Raw genomic sequence first — 20619 nt, forward strand, 5'->3', positions numbered from 1 at the left:
TACACTTGCTAAGACCTTGCTATTTTGATAGCTTGAGATGATGAAAAGGAAGGGGTTTGTTTATGAAAAAAGGTTTAATATTTATATCTTTAGTAGCGGCTGTATTGATAGTCGTTAACTTTTTATATAAAAATAGCGGAACTGATGATTCACAAGTAGTAAACGTTTATTCATCACGTAAAGAAGAATTAGTACATAGTTTATTTGATGAATTTACAAAAAATACCGGTATCAAGGTACGTTATATCATTGACGATTATTCTCAATTGCTTTCACGCATGGAAAATGGTGGTGAAGCTGATTTGTTTTTAACTGCAGATGCGGTGAATTTGATTTTAGCGAAAAAAAGAGGGCTCTTATCTCGAGTGGATTCAGAGACTCTAAAAAATGCCATACCTGCAAAATTTAGAGATAATGAAGATTATTGGTTTGGGCTAACAAAAAGAGCTAGAATATTGGTTTATAATAAAGAATCAGTAGATCCTAAGGAATTAAGTACTTATGAAGATTTAGCGGATGAAAAATGGAAAGGGAAAATATTAGTGCGTTCTTCCACAAGTCCATATAACCGATCATTGATCGCTTTTATGATTGCAAAAAATGGTTTTGAAAAAACAAAAGAATGGGTGAGTGGAATTGTAAGCAACATGGCAAGAAAACCAAGCGGTGGTGATACAGATCAAATTTATGCTGTAGCCGCTGGTGAAGGCAATGTTGCAATAGTAAACAGCTACTACTTTGCAAGAATCCTTTCATCAGAAAATAAAAAGAATATCACAGAAAAGTTAGGAGCTTTCTTTCCGAGTGATGGTGTAATGGTGAATATTAGTGGTGCAGCAGTAACAAAAAACGCAAAACACAGAGAAAATGCCATAGCTTTATTGGAGTTTTTTGTAAGCAAACAGGCTCAAGAGCTATATGCTAAAAAAAATCAAGAATATCCTATTGTTGAAGGTATTGAAACTTCTGATGTGTTAAAATCTTGGGGAAATTACCTACAAAGTACTCTGCCTATAAGTGAGCTTGAGAAGCATCTCTTTGAGGCTGTTATGATAGCAGATGAATGTAAGTGGAAATAAAATTTTATAGCTTCCTTCTACTTTACTTTACAGTTGTGTAATTGAAATTAAGAAAGTAGAATAAGCTCAAAAAAGGAGCTATGGACAAGAGAAGGAATTTATTAAATATCTCAGACCTCACAATCGGTGATGTAGGAAATATAACTAAATTAGCCAACCAATACCTTGAAGAAAAAGTTGAAAATAGTCATGTTCTGAAAAATAAAATAGTCATAAACCTATTCTTTGAAGATTCAACACGTACGCTCGCATCTTTTGAAATAGCAGCAAAAAGCCTTGGAGCAAATGTTATAACTTTACCAATAAAATCTTCTTCTATTAACAAAGGGGAAGATCTAAAAGATATGATAAAAACATTAAATGCAATGAATCCTGACTATATGATAATCAGGCATAAAAGTAGTGGCATCATTAATACATTGGCAAAGCATATTAACTGCTCGCTAATCAACGCAGGCGATGGAAGCAGTGAACATCCAACTCAAGCTCTTGCAGATTATCTGGTAATTATCAGTCATAAAAAGCAAATAAAGGACCTAAAAGTTGTAATATGTGGAGATATCTTGCACAGTAGAGTTGCAAGATCAAATATAAGATTGCTGAAAATGTTTGGAGCAAAAATAAGCTTAGTTGCACCACCAGCTTTGATGTGTAAACATTTTTCTGAAGTAGATTCACTTCACTACTCACTAACTGAAGGTATAAAGGATGCTGACGTAATTATGCTTTTAAGATTGCAAAAAGAGCGCATGAATAATAATTATTCAGAAAAAGAATATTTTCACTTGTATGGACTTGATGCACAAAAACTATCGCACGCAAAACCCGATGCAATTGTTATGCACCCAGGACCAATAAATAGAGGTATCGAAATTAGCAATGATATAGCAGATTGTGTTATTTTACAGCAAGTAAAGTTTGGATTAGCAACGCGTAAGGCAGTACTGCACTATTTAATAAATGTTTAAGTTAAAAATTAATGTTTAAGGAACTTTAGACATAATGACCCTCCTATAAAGAAAAGATTTAGAAAAATATAACACACCTTATGACAGAAATTAAGCGTACGTGTACGCACTGGAGTAGACTGTGCTATATTTTTTATTGAGAAATTAATTGAAAAGTCTGTAGACTTGAATAAGGTGGACTTCGAGCTCTAAAATACCCTCATTTTCACTGAAAATAATCAACTTACCAAATGTATCAAGTATTTTTTTGCATTTAATTTACAACTACGAACGTTTATTTGCAAAAAATACTATAAACATAAAATGATAGATGTCATGCCAGTAGCTGACACTGGCATCTACCGTCTTAAACATCAAGATAAAAATTATTGTTTTTTATCATAGCATTTAAACAAATGATGATTTTTCTCATTACATTAACTAAAGCAACTTTAGCGGCTTTGCCGGAGTCAACTAAACGCTGGTAAAATACTTTCATTTTTTTATTATGACGCATTGCAACCACAGCAGACATGTATAATGCTTTTCGAGCATAAAATCTGCCACCTATGACTTGGGCCTTGCTTACTTTCCTTCCGCTTTCACTAGTTTTTGGTGCAACTCCAACTAGACAAGCTATTTCCTTATTATCTAACCTACCAAGTTCAGGTACCTCTATGAGTAGGATACTTGCGGTTTTCCGTCCAACATTTATAACGCTAATTCTGGATTAAGGAAGGAAGAAAGTATAGGAAATGGAAGGCTTTTTGGATTTCAAGGAATAGGAAATGAGAGTAGAAAAGATGTGAACCAAGAAATTAACGGGAGATCTATGGCGAGTATGTTCACTTTCAAGTCTATTTTTGAGGTAGCCAAAAATCGTCTCAATGATCGACCTTTTTCTCAGCAAAATCTTTTCATGTAGTGAAATTAATGTGTTTTTCATCCCCTTTTTCACCTTGGTAACAAGTTTCAAACCGCGGTTAAACAACTCTTGGAAAAGCTCTTTTTTAATATAGCCTTTATCACCAAACAAAAGACCGGTTAATTTCTTAGTTAGGTTTGCTACAGGCTCTCTATCGTCAACATTACCTCTTGTAAGCGTAAAAGCTTGAATTTCACCTTTCTCGTTAATTATCAAATGTAGTTTAAAGCCGAAAAACCAGCCATATGTACTCTTGCTTAATTTTGCAATTCCAGCAAAAACCTTATTTCTTGATATTCTTTTTGCATGGCAAACTGCAATAGGAGTTGTATCTATGTATGAGATTCCAGTAAGTTCTGACCATCCGCAAAGGCACTGTAATAGCATGGCTAAATGCCACAAAACCCTGGGCTTTAGAGCAACAAACCTAGTGTATGAAGGCAACTTCGAAAACTCTGTTTGTAGAGCAATGTTAGGTAATGCAGGTAGAAAGCCTTAAAATTTTCACAGGGAGATTGCTGATACAGGAGGATTATTGTGATAATTTCCGAATGTGTAATTTCTGGCACTCTTGTGGGTTTTTTACCGTTTGGCAGTAGTTTATCTGCAAAATTTTTCTCTATATCTCTGCAAAAATCATCGACCAGACAAAACAGTTTTGTTATATCTTCCATGGGTAACCTCATCTATTTTTTTCTATTTGTTGAGTTTACCCTACTCTCCTGACTTTTCTATTCTCTTTTTAATCCAGAATTAGCGTTTCGAGTATTTTTGGGTCTATTTTTCGAATAAAGCTACCGTTTTTATACCAATTCCCACTATGTAAAGAACAGATAGACAATAATGGGAAAGAAGTGATACTAGAGTAGATAAAATAGAGAGGTATAAATGGCATTAAGGTCAAAACTGTTAGACGAAAAAGTTGTAAATTTGGCGAAAGAAATGTTAAAAAAGGTCAGAAATAACGCATATGTTTCAAAAAAGTTACAAGCGGTGATAGCAGGAAAAGAAAGTAGTATAAGCGCTGTGGCAAGAATATGTAAAATTTCAAGGACTGCTTTGACTGAATGGATAAAGCATCTAAAATTTGGTAGAGTAGAAAAATTATTTTCCCCTTCTCAGCGGCGAAGAAAAAGCAAATTAAACAAAAATCAACGTGAGCAAATTGAAATATGGGTAGAAAGAAATCCAAATATTACTATTAAGGAAGTGCAAATAAAAATCTCAGAGGAATTTGGCCTAAACATTAGCAAATCAACAGTGCATCGTGAGATACAAAGGATGAAGTTTTCTTATATAACACCGAGGCCAATTCACCATAAACAAGATAAAAACAAGCAAGAAGAGTTTAAAAAATACTTCAATAAAATAGTCAATTCCCACCCTGAAAAGGAGGTATTTTTTTGATGAATCACGATTTGGAACTCATTCAAAAATCGGACACGGATGGTTTAAAAAAGGGGTCAGAACGCAGGTTAAATGAAAATTGGTAGACAAAATTTCTATATCTACAGTGCGGTAAATCCAAGAAGTGGTAAGAAAATTAGCCTACTTGCTCCATATGTAAACACTGATTGTATGAATGTATTTCTGGAGCAGATGTCGAAAGATTTAGGCACGAAAAAAGCCTTTCTTGTAATGGATTGTGCAGGCTGGCATAGATCAAAAAGTTTGAAAATTCAGAAAAACATTACCATTATATACTTGCCTCCTTATTCACCAGAACTGAATCCTGTTGAGAGGTTGTGGCAATATATCAAACACAATACTTTACGCAACAGAGTCTACGATACCATAGGCTTACTTGAAGATGTTCTGTGTAATTTTATTGTCAGTATTTCCAGTGCTACTATTAAACGAGTTTGTAATGTTTCTTATTTGTTCGATTAGTAATGGAATTTGGTATTAGATGGCTTTAGGCTTTCACCAGCAGCTTTCTTTTTTAACCAGCGGTACAGCGTTGCTATTCCTATCTCCATGAGCTCTGCTATCTCAACCTTTGTCTTCCCTTTTTCTATCATCAATACTGCCTTTTCCCTTAAATCCACACTATATGCCATTATAACTCAAATACTTTATTATACCTTTATCATTTACTTTAGGAAATGCTATAGTTAGCAGTTTGCTTTTTTCCTTCAAATCAGGATCAGAGTTTATTATATCTTCTATGTCTTGCCTAACTTGCTCTAATTGTTTTTTTGCAAATTCTATCTGTTTTTCTATATATTCCCTGGCTTTTCCTGTAACCTTATGCAAACGACACTTATTTGCGTGAACTTCATCGTTTAGATTGCGCTCAATTGCTCTTAGCTCTTTTAGTTCTTCTTGCTTTTGTGAAACTATGTATTCTATTACTTCGTCATTTTTTGTGATAAATTCAGCATATTTTTCTAGTAATTTTGCATCTAATTTATCTGTTTTTGCAAAGTGGTTGCAGGCTTTTGCAAATGCATATACCCGATTTGGGTGAGCTCTGTGAACAGCTATTTTATATTCCCGTAACAACTTTATGACAAGTTTTTTATAACCACCTGTTGATTCTACTACACATAACCTAACAAATACGTTAACTATTTTTGACTTTATAAACTCAGATATAGCTCTTTCTACATTTTCTATACGCTGATGTTTATTATTAATTGAGATATCAAGTGTTTCTTTTGAAACATCAATACCAATGAAAACTGTTCTAGCCATTTTTGTACCTATAAATATAATCAAATAATAATGTAAATGTTGTACAGGATTGTGATTCGATCTTTTTGATCCCCCTACCGTTCGTACTCCATTTTTTAAAGCAAGGAGTGTACTGAGATGCCTACGATTTCTATCAATCAATCCAATTGACAGTATCACTCCTTGCTCATTATAGCCTTGCGGCTTTGATTTAATATACAATCCAGTTAAATTTGTGAGTTAAAAGTTATGCTAAAATATAACGTTTCTAATGATGATGGAAAATGGATCCCAGTGTCGGAGCACTGGGATGACATTGTTTAGTACGCAAATTACCACAATGTTCATACAGCTGTATACTGATTTCTTTAATGTCCGTACAGTTGTATGTCAGCTACTCGAATGGCAATTTCAGATAAAACCTAGATAAAAGAGAAAAATAAATTTTTACATAATCATACTTGTACAATAACTAAAGCACTTTTTACTGTAGATTAATCATTTGATTATAGTATCATTTTAATTAAGCCTATATTTGCAATGTTTATGAAATATAAAGCATTCTTCATACTATTAATTGTTATATCTAACCTGCTTGCTGCAGAACAGCCTGAAGAAAATAAAAATGAAAGCAGTATAAATCAAGAAGACGTATCGAAAAGCAACACTGATGCTGAAAAAACTTCTCCGCTTCTGAGCGAACTCAAAGAAATCACAGACCCAACAAATGTAATCAATGAAGAAGTACCTTCAAGTAATCAAACAAACCTACAGTCTGAAGAGGAGACTAATATAAAAGATACCAAAGCTCTAACAAGTCCTTTATCAGAAGAAAAAAAAGAAGAACATGAAGAGAAGAAAATCAGTCACAATAATCAAACAAACCTACAGCCTGAAGAGGAGATTAGCAAAAAAGACACCGAACTTTCAACAAGCCAATTAACAGAGAAAAAGAAAGAAGAACAGCCTGACAATATAACACCTGTGAACAAAGAAAATGAAGAAAGCGAAAAATGGACAAAGTTAAACAAAGAAATAAAAAAACATAAAAGCAAGTCTATATACAAAAGACAATATGATAGCCTAAATGAGCACCTTCCTAAAACTATATTTACTGATGATTACAGTAAGCAATTTTTTTACTGCATCAAGAAGGGCAACTTAATTTGTCTAAGAGGAGTAATAAATAAGCTAGAAAAAATTGGATTAACAATTCAAGAAATACTAAGATTTAGAAATAAGTTGGGTGATACTCCTCTAATTTATGCAGTGAAACAAGGTCAAATAGACACAGTTCGCTTTCTCTTATTACAAGGTGCTGATCCTAGAGTAGTTGATAATAATTTTAAGTCCCCTATCGACATAGCAATTGAGAAAAAGAAGATCGATATAATAAATGCAATTGCTGAAATGATGCCATACCTTTTAGAGGATAAAGAAATAAACAATGAAGAAGACTCAGAGATGTATAACTTTGCTATAAAAACAAAAGAAAGTACCTGCGATGCAAAAGATAATTAGACTTTTGATATTAATTTTAGTTGGTCATTTATGCTATGGAGATGATGCAATCAATGATTTTTTAAGTGCTCTGCACGATGTAAAATACGTATCTTACAATACAAAAGATTTTGCTAAATTTTTAGTACAGTGTAATAAAGCCAGCATACCACAAGATTTTAAGAAAGGTTTTGGTCCTAATTTAAATGGTGCTAATTTTAGTCAATTGTATTTAAGCAAATCTATTTTTGATGGAGTAAGTTTAATTGGTGCCGATTTTTCTAACACCGATTTATCAGATGTGTCTTTTATCGATGTTGATTTACGTGGTGCCAATTTTTCCAATGCTAATTTACATGGCGTTAAAGTAAAAGGCACAAATTTAAGTTTTTCAAAATTTGCTTCTACAAATTTAACAGATATCATATTTGATCAGTCTAATATCAGTTATGCTGATTTTATCAATTCTAATCTCAACAAAGTAAGTATGCGTAATATAATTGGTTTGCATACCAAGTTTTTGAATGTAAAAATGAATTTCTCCAATTTATCAAACTCAAGTGCAAGCTACATCAATTTTAGTGATAGTGAAATAAATGACACTGTTATGCAGAAAAATAATTTCGACAACGCAAGTTTCTTTGGAGTGGATGCACATAAGCTCAAGGTACAATTTTCTTCATTAAAAAATGCTAACATATATGGTGCAGAAATAAAAAAATCGGATTTTACAGGTAGCAATCTTTCAAACGCCTATTTTAATTCTTCCATTATAGTCAACAGTAATTTCGAAAAAGCCAATTTAAGCAATTCACAAATTTCCTATGTGAAAGGGGATAATTCAAACTTCATTAAATCTATACTAAATGGTTCCAAGATAAAACATGCATATGTTTTCGAAGCAGACCTTCAGGATGCTGATTTATCTAATATTGATTTTAGTTTTAGTGAATTGTATAAAGTTAATACCTATAACGCTAACATTTGTCATGGAAAGTTTCATAATACTAAAGTTGTGAATTCTGACATGAGTGGTTCGTTCTTTGATCATTCATTGTTTACCTCTGCAAAAATAGAAGATTCAGATCTTTCTAGAACTTCAATTTATAAGACAAAAATTAAAGGCTCTCAAATTTATAATAGTACTCTTTCCCACCATAATATGGATTCGAGTGAGATAGAAAATTCAATATTCTTCAAATTATTAGCTGATAATTCGAGCTGGTCTAAGTCAAAAGTCACTAATTCAAACTTTATTGAAAGTGATTTCAAATCCTCCGTGTTTTATGATAATGCCTTTAGAAAGACTAGTTTTTTTCTTAGCAATTTGAATAATTCAACAGTGAGTGATGTCTCTTTCCTCTCTTCAAGCATATATAAAAGTTCAATTGCTGATATTCATTTAACAGATTGCAAATTTGATAATTCAATTATGATTGACAATCAGGGACAGAGCAAAATTACAGGTCTAGAGAGTGCTATAACTTCAATTAAAGATCTGCAAGAGAAAATATCGCAGGGTGAAAAATTTGATGTAAATTATTCTTACTTTGAGTTTAAAGATATGAATTTAGAAAATGCTATTTTTTCTAATTCAATATTAAGCAGAGCAAAGTTTGTAAACGTTAATTTGAATAAGGCAAATCTTGAAAAAGCCGATTTACGTTATACTGTCTTTGATAATTCCTCTCTTATTGATACCAATTTATCAAATTCTAATTTAGAGGGCTCTAGTCTTTTAAACTTTGATTTAAAAAATACAAAGTCTTAAAAAAGCTCTATAATGTACTTGTTAAATAAAGAAAAATGACCGTAAAAAATGAGGGCATACTACTGATTCTATCCTCTCCTTCTGGAGCTGGAAAAACTACTATATCAGAAAAATTACTTGAGCAATCAACTGATTTAGTTATGTCTGTTTCTATGACTACACGCAAACCTCGTCCCGGTGAAGTAAATGGAAAAGACTATTTTTTCGTTACTGAAGAAAAGTTTCATGAACTATGTAAGGCTGGTCAAATGCTTGAATATGCCAAAGTTTTTGAGAATTTTTACGGTATACCAAAAGATTTTATAGAACAAAACCTGAGTAGTGGAATAAGTGTTTTGCTGAATATAGATTGGCAAGGAGCATTTCATTTGTTTGAAATCTTAAGAGAAAAAGTTGTAAGTGTTTTTATACTACCTCCCTCAATGGAAGAGCTTAGACTGCGTCTGCAAAGGCGTAATAGTGATGATGAAATTGAAATAGAGCGTAGATTAGCCGAAGCGCAAAAAGAGATAAGTAAAAGTAATAAATATGATTACGTAATAATTAATGATGATCTTGATAAAAGCGTAGAAGAGATAAAATCAATACTAAGTAAAGGAATGCTTAAAAAATTAGAAGAAAAATCAAGTTTGAAAGATCTATAAAAACATTGGTTTGTCTCTTTCAGAGCACTCATGCTTCACAGTTTAGCCACATTTATTATTTTTTAAGATAAAATAGTTAAAATAGTAGACAAGTGCTAAAGTGGGGATTTGACTATGACAATAGATTTTCTAATAGAAACTAGTTTTCTGCCTTTTCACCTATATTTCGATAACATCTAGCTCAATTTAAAAGTTTAATACAATTCGTTAACGCCAAATAGCTTTTAATATTGAGATTTTAATATGAGTATAGATCTAAGTGTATCAGTTACTAATGCAAACAAACTAGATAAACATATAAACAAAAATGAAAAACAAGATAAAAAAGACAAGCAATTGTATAATATTATAGAGAGAAAGGTAAAAAAAGAAAAACATCAGCATAAAAAACCAGGAAGTCGAGATGGAACACTCAAGGAATGTAAAAGGTTATTTAAGGAAGGCGCTAGTCCTGAAGTATTAACTAAATTAGAAGAATCGCTTAGAGAACAGGAAAAATATCACAGATATTATGTCCAATGTTTCCTTCCAGTGCTAGGTGAAGTAATAGAACGATCGAAAAGAATATCAAATGAAACAAAAAAACAAGTAATTTCTGAAGTCACTAAAAGTTGTTTTAGTAGGTACAGCGAACAAGACAGTGGCTACGGTAGCGATTTTGAAGATGAAATAAACGGAATATCAGATTCTGATAGCGATTTTGAAGATGGAATAAACGGAATATCGGATTCTGATAATGACGTTCAATTACTAAATGCAATCCAAAATGGAAACAACAGGAAATTTAGAAAATACCTAAAAGATTGCACAAATGTCAGTGGCATAACAGATGAAAAAGGAAATAATATTTTACACCTTATTGCATCGCTCAAAAAGAAACAAAAGCTTAAGTTTCTAGATACCTTGATAAAAATAGCTAACGAGAAAAATTTAGTACAACTTGTTGATAGTGAAAATCAAGAAGGAAAGACTCCTTTTCAGGTAGCACTAATTAACAAGATAATAAAAGGGAAACATGAGTCTAATACAGTTAGAAGTAGCGATAATACACTTAAGTTTCTTGCAAAATTGTTAAAGTATGGAGCCAAGCTAAGCTTACCTACAGAGGATTTAGAAAAATTATCTAAAAAGCAAAATGAATACTATCTTAAATTTTTAGAGAAATTGGCTGAGCGAAAACCAGAAATAAAAACAAAAGTTGAAGAAGTTATAGCCCATACCATAAATACTCCAGATAGTAATGATAATTATCAACTACATTTAGCAATTAAAGATAAAGATGAAAAATCTTTTAAGGAATTATTGAAAAAAGGAGCAGATATTAACCTTAAAGATACAAATGGCAATAATGCTTTACACCATATTGCCTTGCTGAGAGGGAAGCAAAAAGTTACATGCTTGAAATTAATATCAGCCTTAGTAAAAGAAAGAAAAATATCTGAAGATAAATTAGATGAAGCTATAAAAGCAACTAACAGGCAAGGAAATACACCTCTAGAATTAGCACTAAAGAAAAAAGCAGAAAAAAAAAGTATCGAATACCTATCGCAAGAAACAATTTTTGATTTAGCAACTAATTATGATAATACAACAAAGTTTTGTGCAGCATTATTACAAAACGGTGCTAACCCTGATTCTTTATGGTTAGAAGATCCAGAACTCCATACTAAAAAGTACTATTTAACTTTACGAGATCTAAAAGATTGTTCAAGTACTCCACAGAAAGCACAGGAGAAAGCTAAAGAACTAAAAGAGAAGCTTGAGGAAAAATACCACTGTGGAACTGCTTCGAAAAAATGTCAATCAGGCATTAAAAAGCTAGGTTCTGGTGTAAAAAAAGGAGCATCTGCTGTATGGAAATGCATTGATCCGGGCAGGAGAGCTAGTGTATTGTTAGCAATCACAGTAGCAACTACTATTATTACAATGGTAACACTTTCTTGCTTCCAAGGACAAATTGCAATTGGAGCAGCGTTACCCATCATAGCTATAACAGGAGTGGTCTGTCTGATATTCACTTTGGGACTTAGCGACATTAGGAAGTCTGTTAAGGAATTAACCAACGATAAGCAAAGCCGTAAAGATGATCACCTAGCTGCAAAACAACCTGAAAATATTACTGAACAACAGAATTTAGCTAACAACTCAGCAGAGCAAGAAGTACAAAGATCGTCAAATCAATCGGAGCATACAGAAAGCCCAGCTACTCAAATGAGCTATGTATCAATACTACGTCAATTTATAAATAAACCAGATGGGTTAACTAATAAATTCTCTTTTCCGGGGCGATGAAATCAATCTCATCGCTCAGAGTTTTTTCAGCAACTTTTTTATAGTCAATTTCTACACTAACTTGGCTTTTCTCTTCTTTAAGCCATGCTATAGTATGCTTCATCCAGTTTTTATCATCACGTTCAGGGAAATCTTCACGAGCATGAGCACCCCTGCTTTCCTCGCGATTAGCTGCGCATTCCATGGTAATAACTGCTTGTGGAATCATATTGGCAAGCTCCAGCGCTTCAACCAAATCACTATTCCATATCATACTGCGATCTTCAACTGCAATGTTAGGCATCATTTTTGCTACTTCTTTTATAGCTTTTTTACCTTCCTCTAAAACTTCAGCAACACGGAATACCGATGCATATTTCTGCATAGTGTGCTGCATTTCACTTCGTATTTTTGCTACTTTGAACTCTCCAGAAGCAAATCGCATTTTATTAAATCTATCTACTATCCAGTCTGTGCAGTCTAAATGCAATTTTTTATGTGGTGTATCAGGTTTCAATTTTTCTTTTGCCCTAAGCGCGGCAGCTCTACCAAAAACCACAAGATCAAGAAGCGAGTTAGAGCCAAGTCGATTTGCACCATGTACAGAAACACATGCCGCTTCTCCAATTGCAAACAATCCATCCACTACTTCTTCCTTACCTTCCTTCAGTGTTATCACTTCCCCATGATAGTTGGTTGGAATACCTCCCATGTTATAGTGAACAGTTGGAATAACAGGTATCGGATCTTTAGTAACATCAACTCCTGCAAAGGTCTTTGCTGTTTCACTAATACCTGGCAATCTGAGCTTTATTACTTCCGGATCAAGATGAGCTATATTCAAGTACATGTGATCTTTCTTTGGCCCAACTCCCCTTCCCTCTCTAATTTCAATTGTCATTGCTCGACTTACTACATCACGAGAAGCCAAATCTTTTGCCTTTGGCGCATAACGTTCCATAAACTTCTCACCCTGAGAATTAACGAGGTACCCACCTTCACCGCGGCATCCTTCCGTCATCAAGCACCCTGAGCCATATATTCCTGTTGGATGAAATTGCACAAACTCCATATCTTCAAGTGGCAACCCAGCTCTTACCACCATGCCATTACCATCACCTGTGCAGGTGTGTGCACTTGTTGCAGAAAAATAAACACGTCCATAACCACCTGTTGCTATTACCACAGAATGTGCACGAAATCTATGCAACGTACCATCACACAGCGACCAAGCTATCACCCCACAGCATGTCCCTTTGTCCATAATCAAATCGATTACAAAATATTCGACAAAAAATTCAGCGTTAAATTTAAGACATTGCTGATATAGAGTATGAAGAATTGCATGCCCAGTTTTATCTGCTGCTGCACAAGTACGCTGAGCCGATTTTCCTTTACCAAAGTGAGTTGTCATTCCACCAAAGGCACGCTGATATATTTTTCCATCTTCCGTACGAGAAAAGGGTACACCAAAATTTTCAAGTTCAATCACAGCTTTGGCAGCATTTTTACACATATACTCTATTGCATCTTGATCGCCAAGCCAGTCTGAACCTTTTATTGTATCATATGCATGCCAGCGCCAGTCATCTTCAGCAATATTACTCAAAGCTGCACTAATTCCTCCTTGCGCTGCAACTGTATGACTTCGTGTAGGGAAAATTTTAGAAATGCAGGCAACTGAAAAATTAGTTGCAGCCATTCCAAGTGTTGCTCTAAGCCCTGCTCCACCTGCACCTACTATCACCACATCATACTCATGCTCTATGATTTCATACGCTGACTTATCCATATCCACTTATTTTATCATCACAGGCTTATAATATCACAGAAGTAGAAAAAATCTATACAAGTTTTCTGGATGCAAGCTTCTGAAACAAATCTATAGTAAACGATGTAATAACAATCATAGGGCGTCATGAAAGTAGCTGAAATTGGAATGACACTATCATAAAGGAATAAGTGTAGTTATTTGCATAACATTGATGACTTATGCCTATTTAATTAGATCTGAAATTAGATAGAAAAAGGTAATCTTGATAAAACTCATTTACAACAAGTTCTCTCGCACTTGAATTTTCCGTTTGCACTTTTTTGTATCCTAATTTATGGCTTATTGCATCTTTATATGCACTAACTGCTTTATATATCTTACTTACCTCTCCTGGAAAGATACCACCAACAATTATAACGCATAACCCTGCAACTGTTGCAAAAGCTAGAGTTAAACTTTGCTTCCAGTTAGCTTTTTTTTCTTGTATACCAGCAGGGCACAATTCACTTGACATTTCTTTTAGATACTCATGCCACATGTGATTGCAGTTTGTACATTTCACTTTTCTTCCAGATTCACCTATTTGCCCACGAGATACTAAGTAATTTTTAGTACAATTATGACATTGTATTTTCATAGTGCTTACGTATAAAATAATATAAATTTGATATCAATATGTATATAATAAATGAAAAATTTGCAACTAAAAAATTACAAGATGAGATAGAAAATATTTGGAAAGATAAAGAAAAACTTAACGACTATAATCTAAAACACGAAGCAAGATTAATAATCAAAGAAGTAATTGAGTTACTTGACAGTGGTAAAATTAGAGTAGCAGAAAAGCTATCAAGTGGAGAATGGATAGTACATAAGTGGATAAAGCAGTCAATATTATTACATTTCCTCACTGAGGAAAGCAAAATAATAGACAACACCAATTGCTGGTTTGACAAAATCGGTAGTAAGTTTAGTGAATGGAATGAAGAAAAATTTTACCATTCAAAAATTAGAGCAGTTCCTGGGTGTTTTGTCCGCCAATCTGCTTACATAGGTAAAAATGTTGTTCTAATGCCAAGCTTTATCAACGTTGGTGCATACATTGATTCTGGCACAATGATAGACACTTGGTCAACAGTTGGTAGTTGTGCACAAATAGGGAAAAACTGCCATATTTCCGGTGGAGTGGGAATAGGCGGAGTTCTTGAGCCCATTCAAGCTTCTCCAGTCATTATAGAAGATAATTGCTTCATTGGAGCGCGTAGTGAGGTAGCCGAAGGTGTTATAATAAGAGAAGGATCAGTCCTTGGCATGGGTGTGTTTATTGGAGCATCAACAAAAATTATTGACAGAGAAACAAGCAAGATATTTTATGGTGAAGTACCACCTTACTCTGTAGTTGTACCAGGATCTACTCCACCTAAAAACAACATTTCAACCTATTGCGCAGTTATAGTAAAAAAAGTGGACGAGAAGACGAGATCAAAAACTTCTATAAATGAAATATTGAGAATCTAACTACTTACCGTCACTTTTTTTATCATTATTACTAACTACAGTAATAGCATATGCACATAATTCTGAGAAAGAGATTCCGTTTTCTTTAGATAACTTATATAATTTTTGCAGACTTTCTTTGACTCTATTAGGTATTTTTCCTCCACGCTCCTTTGCAAGCCAGGAATCTTGATAGTGAATTGGATGAGTATCACTCTTTGGATCTCCTATATATATTGCAAAAGGTGAACTTTGCCCTTTGAAATCACACTGTACAGTAAATTTTTTTATAGACTCAACCATTTAAAGACCTCTGCTTTTCTTTTTAACCGATTTTATAGAAGGTACAAGAGGTGGTTTTTTGATAAAATCTTGCCTATTGAAAACGCTTTCTTCCCCTTCTAAAGCTCTGCGAATATCAGCTCTGCTCAATTGTGACTCTTTTGCTAACCTCATTCCATGCTTTACCATAATATTAGTATATGCTAACACTTTTTTTACTAACTCTAGATCACCATTCAACATTTGAACCAATGCTTGAAATACCTCCGCTAAAGTTAATCCATCAGCAGTTACAACCTTATTTTCTACAAAATTGATAGCTTCTTTAAATTTATATTCAATACCATCATCTTGAGGTATAAGGGTAACATAATCCGTATCTTGATTGTCCATAACCAAAGCAATACTACTCATATGTTTTTAAACTTATATTATATATATAAATACTCCACTATTTTATAGTATGGAACGCTATAGTTAAATGTTTATTAATAATATGCTTACTTATATACACGAATTAATTGATAAAAGCCAAGGATCAATATCCATCAGTAATTTTATGAATGCTGCTCTATATCATAAAGAGTACGGCTATTACATGAATAAATTACCACTTGGCAAAGATGGTGACTTCATTACTGCACCTGAAATTAGTCAGCTATTTGGTGAAACAATTGCAGTGTGGATAATGAATACATGGGAAAAATTAGGAAAGCCATCAAAATTTTCTCTAGTTGAACTTGGACCAGGTAAAGGAACACTCGTTCACGATATAATAAGAGTTACTAAAAAATACAGCTGTTTTTTTAGCTCAATGGACATTCATCTAGTTGAGATAAGCCCTATTTTACAGAAAATACAAAAGGAAAAATTAAAGGGATTAGATATTAACTGGCACACAAATGTCAACAACTTACCAAATCAGCCAACTATTTTTTTTGCAAATGAGTTCTTTGATGCTCTTCCAATTGATCAGTTTGTTTATCGTGATGGGCAGTGGTATGAAAATAGAGTGATGAAACAGGATGGCGGTCAGTGTTTGACACTCAAATCCAGAAGAAAAGGATCATGTGTTCCAGCATCATCTATTCAGATAACAAATGGAAAACTTTTTAATGGTGCGGTAGTAGAAGTATGCTTAACTGGAATTGAAATATTAAGAAAGCTTGAGAAGAAGATAGTCAATAATGGAGGAGCTGCTTTGATCATAGATTATGGCTATATATATCCTTCATACAAGAGCACTTTGCAATCGATAAGGCAGCATCAGTATGCTAATTTTCTTGAAAATATTGGTAACAGTGATATTACTGCACTTGTAAACTTTCAAGCATTAAAAGATTCATTAAAATACTTAAATTGTGAGATTTTAACTCAAAGAGAATTTTTATATTTGTTTGGTATAAAGGAAAGAGCGCAAGCTTTAATGGAAAATGCAAGTAATGAACAGAAGAATAAGATCTTCAGTGAATTTTTAAGGTTAACTGAAAATATGGGTACTCTCTTTAAGGTAATGCTGATTCACCATTTGTAGTCTTGTGTAGTTCTTATGTTAAACATACAAATACTAAAAAATTTACAGAATAAAAAAGGTAAAAGAAACGTATCTGTTCAGCAGAGTAGCAAAATAAGATAGACAGATAAGACTATCATAGGAACAAATAGGTGTCATGAAAGTAGCTGATACTGGCATGACAACAAAAAAGTTACTCAAATGACACCCTTTTGATGCACAATTTTTGGTGCATCACGTACTGATTTTCATCCAAGACGATGTCATGCCAGTAGCTGACACTGGCATCTACCGTCTTAAACATCAAGATAAAAATTATTGTTTTTTATCATAGCATTTAAACAAATGATGATTTTTCTCATTACATTAACTAAAGCAACTTTAGCGGCTTTGCCGGAGTCAACTAAACGCTGGTAAAATACTTTCATTTTTTTATTATGACGCATTGCAACCACAGCAGACATGTATAATGCTTTTCGAGCATAAAATCTGCCACCTATGACTTGGGCCTTGCTTACTTTCCTTCCGCTTTCACTAGTTTTTGGTGCAACTCCAACTAGACAAGCTATTTCCTTATTATCTAACCTACCAAGTTCAGGTACCTCTATGAGTAGGATACTTGCGGTTTTCCGTCCAACATTTATAACGCTAATTCTGGATTAAGGAAGGAAGAAAGTATAGGAAATGGAAGGCTTTTTGGATTTCAAGGAATAGGAAATGAGAGTAGAAAAGATGTGAACCAAGAAATTAACGGGAGATCTATGGCGAGTATGTTCACTTTCAAGTCTATTTTTGAGGTAGCCAAAAATCGTCTCAATGATCGACCTTTTTCTCAGCAAAATCTTTTCATGTAGTGAAATTAATGCGTTTTTCATCCCCTTTTTCACCTTGGTAACAAGTTTCAAACCGCGGTTAAACAACTCTTGGAAAAGCTCTTTTTTAATATAGCCTTTATCACCAAACAAAAGACCGGTTAATTTCTTAGTTAGGTTTGCTACAGGCTCTCTATCGTCAACATTACCTCTTGTAAGCGTAAAAGCTTGAATTTCACCTTTCTCGTTAATTATCAAATGTAGTTTAAAGCCGAAAAACCAGCCATATGTACTCTTGCTTAATTTTGCAATTCCAGCAAAAACCTTATTTCTTGATATTCTTTTTGCATGGCAAACTGCAATAGGAGTTGTATCTATGTATGAGATTCCAGTAAGTTCTGACCATCCGCAAAGGCACTGTAATAGCATGGCTAAATGCCACAAAACCCTGGACTTTAGAGCAACAAACCTAGTGTATGAAGGCAACTTCGAAAACTCTGATTTGTAGAGCAATGTTAGGTAATGCAGGTAGAAAGCCTTAAAATTTTCACAGGGAGATTGCTGATACAGGAGGATTATTGTGATAATTTCCGAATGTGTAATTTCTGGCACTCTTGTGGGTTTTTACCGTTTGGCAGTAGTTTATCTGCAAAATTTTTCTCTATATCTCTGCAAAAATCATCGACCAGACAAAACAGTTTTGTTATATCTTCCATGGGTAACCTCATCTATTTTTTTCTATTTGTTGAGTTTACCCTACTCTCCTGACTTTTCTATTCTCTTTTTAATCCAGAATTAGCGTTTTTAATCCAGAATTAGCGTTATCCGATAAGCGATGCAACAAAGCCATCCCAGTGTAAGCTACTCGGTTGACACCATCATAGAGATCAGCTACTTGGATGATAAAAGTAAGAAATATCGAAGTGTTGTGCTAGACTTTATACCTCTTGCATTCAAACTCACATAAATCATGAATTGTGCACGCTTCACACAAAGGTTTTTGTGCCTTGCAAATGTATCTACCGTGTAAAACTAGCCAATGATGAGCATAAAGTAGGTATTTTTTTGGCACTACATTCAAAAGAGACTGCTCTGTTTTAAGTACATCTTTTTCTTTCACAAGCCCAACTCTATTGCTCACTCTCAAAACGTGAGTATCAACTGCCAATGTTGGAATACCAAGCCCTGAATTTAAGAACACATTAGCGCTCTTTCTCCCAACCCCTGGTAAAGATACCAAATCATCGAAATCAGTAGGCACTTTGCTATTGTACCTCTCAATCAATATTTTGCTGAGCCCGATTATATTTTTTGCTTTGGAATTATATAAACCAATACTGCTTATACGTTTTTTCAGCTCACTTTGCCCAAGATTCAGCATTTTTTCTGGCGTATCAGCGATACTAAATAGCTCATTTGTAATTTTATTAACACTTATATCGGTCGTCCGCGCTGACAGAATTATTGCAACTAATAACGTAAAATGATCGGTATAATTTAGCTCTATTTTTGGCGCAGGATTTGACTGTTGAAATTTTTCAAATATTAATTCTACTTTTTTTGAGTCCATGCATAGAGCTAAAAGCTTATACTATACTGTTTGCTGTGCAAATTCAATTGCTTGAGGATTAGATAGTCCTTCAGTATTAACATCAGACATATCAGTTTTTACCTCATCAAAATTCCTCTCAGCAAATTCGCTTGCCACTTCTGCAAAACACTTTCTAACAAGAGGCATAATTATCGGCATTAATAGCCTCCGTGGATCATACCGTCCTAACAGATCAGTTTCCTTTTGTACTCTATCTCTTAGATCTTCCTCAAGTAAATCTTTCATGTGTTTTTCAGTGTATATTTCACAACCTTTTGAAAAAATAGGAGCTAATGCTTCAATTAATACTGCCAATAACAATAGTGGACCAAGTACAGCTCCACCAACAGTTAATCCATTAGCAATGAAATTTATTGTAACTAAATAAACAGAAAAAGCAGCTAAAGGATAGTTGATAAGAAGCTTACTACTTAGCTCGATATAGCTCATTTTACTCATGAATTCATCAGTAGAAATTTCTGAATTTTTATACTTTTCCATATAATAATTCACTAATAAACCAGAGGCTCTACTAATAGCGATGTTAAATGCTATGATCCACCATGAAAAATAGCAACCTATAGTAACTGTAGTTAACAGGCCTAAGGGTAGAACACTAAGAGTCCGAATAAATAGTAAGGCATTTTTACGTTCTATAAATCTTAACGCTAATTCTTTTTTATCCTCATCTACTAGGTTCTTTTTTTCCTTTAGAGGAGAAATATAATTGAATAATTGTATGCTTGGCTTTGCTATATATTGATATAACTCTTGCATTAACTTTGCACTTTGTATACTCCTCTAAAAATTATCTAAATTTGGATTTAGCAAAATCCTCTCTATTTGAGCCTGAAGTTCATTATAGCTTTTTAGGTCTTCTCCAAACGAACAATCATTTCTTTTTAGTATAGCAATCAACCCATCAAAATCTTTACCTACAGCTTCTTCCTCACTGATTTTTAGCTCGTTAAACAACTTTCTCCTATAGTGAAACTCTCTTGCCGTTAAACGTCCATTACTTTCAGCACCAACACTGACTTTAACACAAGGATTTCCTGACTCCAAAGGTTCAATGTACTTTTTTAGCCCTTGATAAGCTTTATAAAGCTGATCAAATCTATTTTTGTCTCCACCCTTGTCAGGATGGTTTACAAGTATCAATTTATTATATTGTTTTTTCAGAAACTTGCTAAGAGCTTGATAATCCTTACCTACAATTTGTTCAGCTTTTATCTCTAGTACGTTAAACAGATCATTATTATCATAAGACTCCTGAACAGATAACTTGAAATGTTGACTCATTACTACACCTCACATAAATACACGATGCTATTATC

At 33.7% G+C, this 20619-nt stretch carries 19 protein-coding genes and 3 pseudogenes; 9 read left to right on the top strand and 13 right to left on the bottom strand.

Annotation, left to right across the window (positions count from 1 at the left end; genetic code table 11):
• The first annotated feature begins 62 nt into the window (after nucleotides 1-62).
• Both O1Q06_RS03850 and O1Q06_RS03855 read left to right on the top strand, forming a co-directional pair.
• Nucleotides 63-1079, top strand: a complete 1017-nt coding sequence (locus tag O1Q06_RS03850) for an extracellular solute-binding protein (RefSeq protein WP_410543049.1) — start codon at nucleotides 63-65, stop codon at nucleotides 1077-1079.
• A gap of 80 nt (nucleotides 1080-1159) precedes the next feature.
• Nucleotides 1160-2047, top strand: a complete 888-nt coding sequence (locus O1Q06_RS03855) for an aspartate carbamoyltransferase catalytic subunit (RefSeq protein ID WP_410543050.1) — start codon at nucleotides 1160-1162, stop codon at nucleotides 2045-2047.
• A gap of 346 nt (nucleotides 2048-2393) precedes the next feature.
• Here O1Q06_RS03855 and O1Q06_RS03860 read toward each other — a convergent pair whose 3' ends face one another.
• Together O1Q06_RS03860 and O1Q06_RS03865 are read right to left on the bottom strand one after the other, a co-directional pair.
• Nucleotides 2394-2750 (bottom strand): transposase, encoded by a 357-nt coding sequence (locus O1Q06_RS03860; protein ID WP_410543152.1) that lies wholly within the window; start codon nucleotides 2748-2750, stop codon nucleotides 2394-2396.
• Nucleotides 2751-2756: 6 nt separating this feature from the next.
• Nucleotides 2757-3625, bottom strand: a pseudogene (locus tag O1Q06_RS03865) (IS982 family transposase).
• A 214-nt stretch (nucleotides 3626-3839) separates the two neighbouring features.
• Between O1Q06_RS03865 and O1Q06_RS03870 the strand changes: the two are divergent.
• A pseudogene (locus tag O1Q06_RS03870) lies at nucleotides 3840-4841 on the top strand (IS630-like element ISWpi10 family transposase).
• Here the strand turns inward: O1Q06_RS03870 and O1Q06_RS03875 are convergent.
• A complete protein-coding gene (locus tag O1Q06_RS03875) occupies nucleotides 4838-5011 on the bottom strand; it encodes an IS630 transposase-related protein (protein ID WP_410543051.1) in 174 nt (57 codons plus the stop codon). The pseudogene O1Q06_RS03870 and the gene O1Q06_RS03875 sit on opposite strands and share 4 nt — an antisense overlap.
• A complete protein-coding gene (locus O1Q06_RS03880) occupies nucleotides 5001-5849 on the bottom strand; it encodes an IS110 family transposase (protein WP_410542778.1) in 849 nt (282 codons plus the stop codon). Before O1Q06_RS03880 ends, O1Q06_RS03875 begins: the two co-directional genes overlap by 11 nt.
• A gap of 324 nt (nucleotides 5850-6173) precedes the next feature.
• On the opposite strand from O1Q06_RS03880, the gene O1Q06_RS03885 reads away from it, so the two are divergent.
• From O1Q06_RS03885 to O1Q06_RS03900, 4 genes are all read left to right on the top strand, one after another.
• Nucleotides 6174-7148 carry an ankyrin repeat domain-containing protein gene (locus tag O1Q06_RS03885; protein WP_410543052.1) on the top strand — a complete coding sequence of 325 codons (975 nt, stop codon included), beginning with the start codon at nucleotides 6174-6176 and terminating at the stop codon, nucleotides 7146-7148.
• Nucleotides 7132-8898: a pentapeptide repeat-containing protein gene (locus O1Q06_RS03890; protein ID WP_410543053.1), complete on the top strand. Its 1767-nt coding sequence runs from the start codon at nucleotides 7132-7134 to the stop codon at nucleotides 8896-8898. The genes O1Q06_RS03885 and O1Q06_RS03890 overlap by 17 nt, the downstream gene beginning before the upstream one ends.
• 35 nt (nucleotides 8899-8933) lie before the next feature.
• On the top strand, nucleotides 8934-9542 hold the full coding sequence (gene gmk, locus O1Q06_RS03895; RefSeq protein WP_010406904.1) for a guanylate kinase: 609 nt from the start codon (nucleotides 8934-8936) through the stop codon (nucleotides 9540-9542).
• 243 nt (nucleotides 9543-9785) lie between these two features.
• Complete coding sequence (locus tag O1Q06_RS03900) at nucleotides 9786-11834, top strand: ankyrin repeat domain-containing protein (protein WP_410543054.1); 2049 nt, start codon at nucleotides 9786-9788, stop codon at nucleotides 11832-11834.
• On the opposite strand, the gene sdhA is transcribed toward O1Q06_RS03900, so the two are convergent.
• Both sdhA and O1Q06_RS03910 read right to left on the bottom strand, forming a co-directional pair.
• Nucleotides 11806-13605 carry a succinate dehydrogenase flavoprotein subunit gene (gene sdhA, locus O1Q06_RS03905; RefSeq protein WP_410543153.1) on the bottom strand — a complete coding sequence of 600 codons (1800 nt, stop codon included), beginning with the start codon at nucleotides 13603-13605 and terminating at the stop codon, nucleotides 11806-11808. The genes O1Q06_RS03900 and sdhA overlap by 29 nt on opposite strands.
• Before the next feature lie 208 nt (nucleotides 13606-13813).
• Nucleotides 13814-14224, bottom strand: a complete 411-nt coding sequence (locus O1Q06_RS03910; RefSeq protein WP_410543055.1) for a zinc-ribbon domain-containing protein — start codon at nucleotides 14222-14224, stop codon at nucleotides 13814-13816.
• Between the two features lie 38 nt (nucleotides 14225-14262).
• Between O1Q06_RS03910 and dapD the strand changes: the two genes are divergently transcribed.
• A complete protein-coding gene (gene dapD / locus O1Q06_RS03915; RefSeq protein WP_410543056.1) occupies nucleotides 14263-15105 on the top strand; it encodes a 2,3,4,5-tetrahydropyridine-2,6-dicarboxylate N-succinyltransferase in 843 nt (280 codons plus the stop codon).
• Here dapD and O1Q06_RS03920 read toward each other — a convergent pair whose 3' ends face one another.
• Together O1Q06_RS03920 and O1Q06_RS03925 are read right to left on the bottom strand one after the other, a co-directional pair.
• Complete coding sequence (locus O1Q06_RS03920; RefSeq protein ID WP_410543057.1) at nucleotides 15106-15387, bottom strand: DUF2610 domain-containing protein; 282 nt, start codon at nucleotides 15385-15387, stop codon at nucleotides 15106-15108.
• Nucleotides 15388-15780: a hypothetical protein gene (locus O1Q06_RS03925; RefSeq protein WP_410543058.1), complete on the bottom strand. Its 393-nt coding sequence runs from the start codon at nucleotides 15778-15780 to the stop codon at nucleotides 15388-15390.
• Nucleotides 15781-15862: 82 nt separating this feature from the next.
• Here O1Q06_RS03925 and O1Q06_RS03930 point away from each other — a divergent pair, with 82 nt between their 5' ends.
• Nucleotides 15863-16900: a class I SAM-dependent methyltransferase gene (locus tag O1Q06_RS03930; protein ID WP_410543154.1), complete on the top strand. Its 1038-nt coding sequence runs from the start codon at nucleotides 15863-15865 to the stop codon at nucleotides 16898-16900.
• Between the two features lie 275 nt (nucleotides 16901-17175).
• Here the strand turns inward: O1Q06_RS03930 and O1Q06_RS03935 are convergent, their stop codons facing one another.
• The 5 genes and pseudogenes from O1Q06_RS03935 to O1Q06_RS03955 all read right to left on the bottom strand — a co-directional run bounded on the left by O1Q06_RS03935 (nucleotide 17176) and on the right by O1Q06_RS03955 (nucleotide 20584).
• Nucleotides 17176-17532, bottom strand: a complete 357-nt coding sequence (locus O1Q06_RS03935) for a transposase (RefSeq protein ID WP_410543152.1) — start codon at nucleotides 17530-17532, stop codon at nucleotides 17176-17178.
• A gap of 6 nt (nucleotides 17533-17538) precedes the next feature.
• Nucleotides 17539-18407 (bottom strand): annotated as a pseudogene (locus O1Q06_RS03940) (IS982 family transposase).
• A 215-nt stretch (nucleotides 18408-18622) separates the two neighbouring features.
• Nucleotides 18623-19261 carry an endonuclease III gene (gene nth, locus O1Q06_RS03945; RefSeq protein WP_410543059.1) on the bottom strand — a complete coding sequence of 213 codons (639 nt, stop codon included), beginning with the start codon at nucleotides 19259-19261 and terminating at the stop codon, nucleotides 18623-18625.
• 21 nt (nucleotides 19262-19282) lie between these two features.
• Nucleotides 19283-20059 (bottom strand): molecular chaperone DnaJ, encoded by a 777-nt coding sequence (locus tag O1Q06_RS03950; RefSeq protein ID WP_410543060.1) that lies wholly within the window; start codon nucleotides 20057-20059, stop codon nucleotides 19283-19285.
• A gap of 24 nt (nucleotides 20060-20083) precedes the next feature.
• Nucleotides 20084-20584 (bottom strand): hypothetical protein, encoded by a 501-nt coding sequence (locus tag O1Q06_RS03955; protein WP_410543061.1) that lies wholly within the window; start codon nucleotides 20582-20584, stop codon nucleotides 20084-20086.
• Nucleotides 20585-20619 lie beyond the last annotated feature (35 nt).

It is taken from the genome of Wolbachia endosymbiont of Tetranychus urticae, from assembly GCF_046529255.1.
In the GTDB taxonomy this organism is placed as follows: Bacteria; Pseudomonadota; Alphaproteobacteria; order Rickettsiales; family Anaplasmataceae; genus Wolbachia.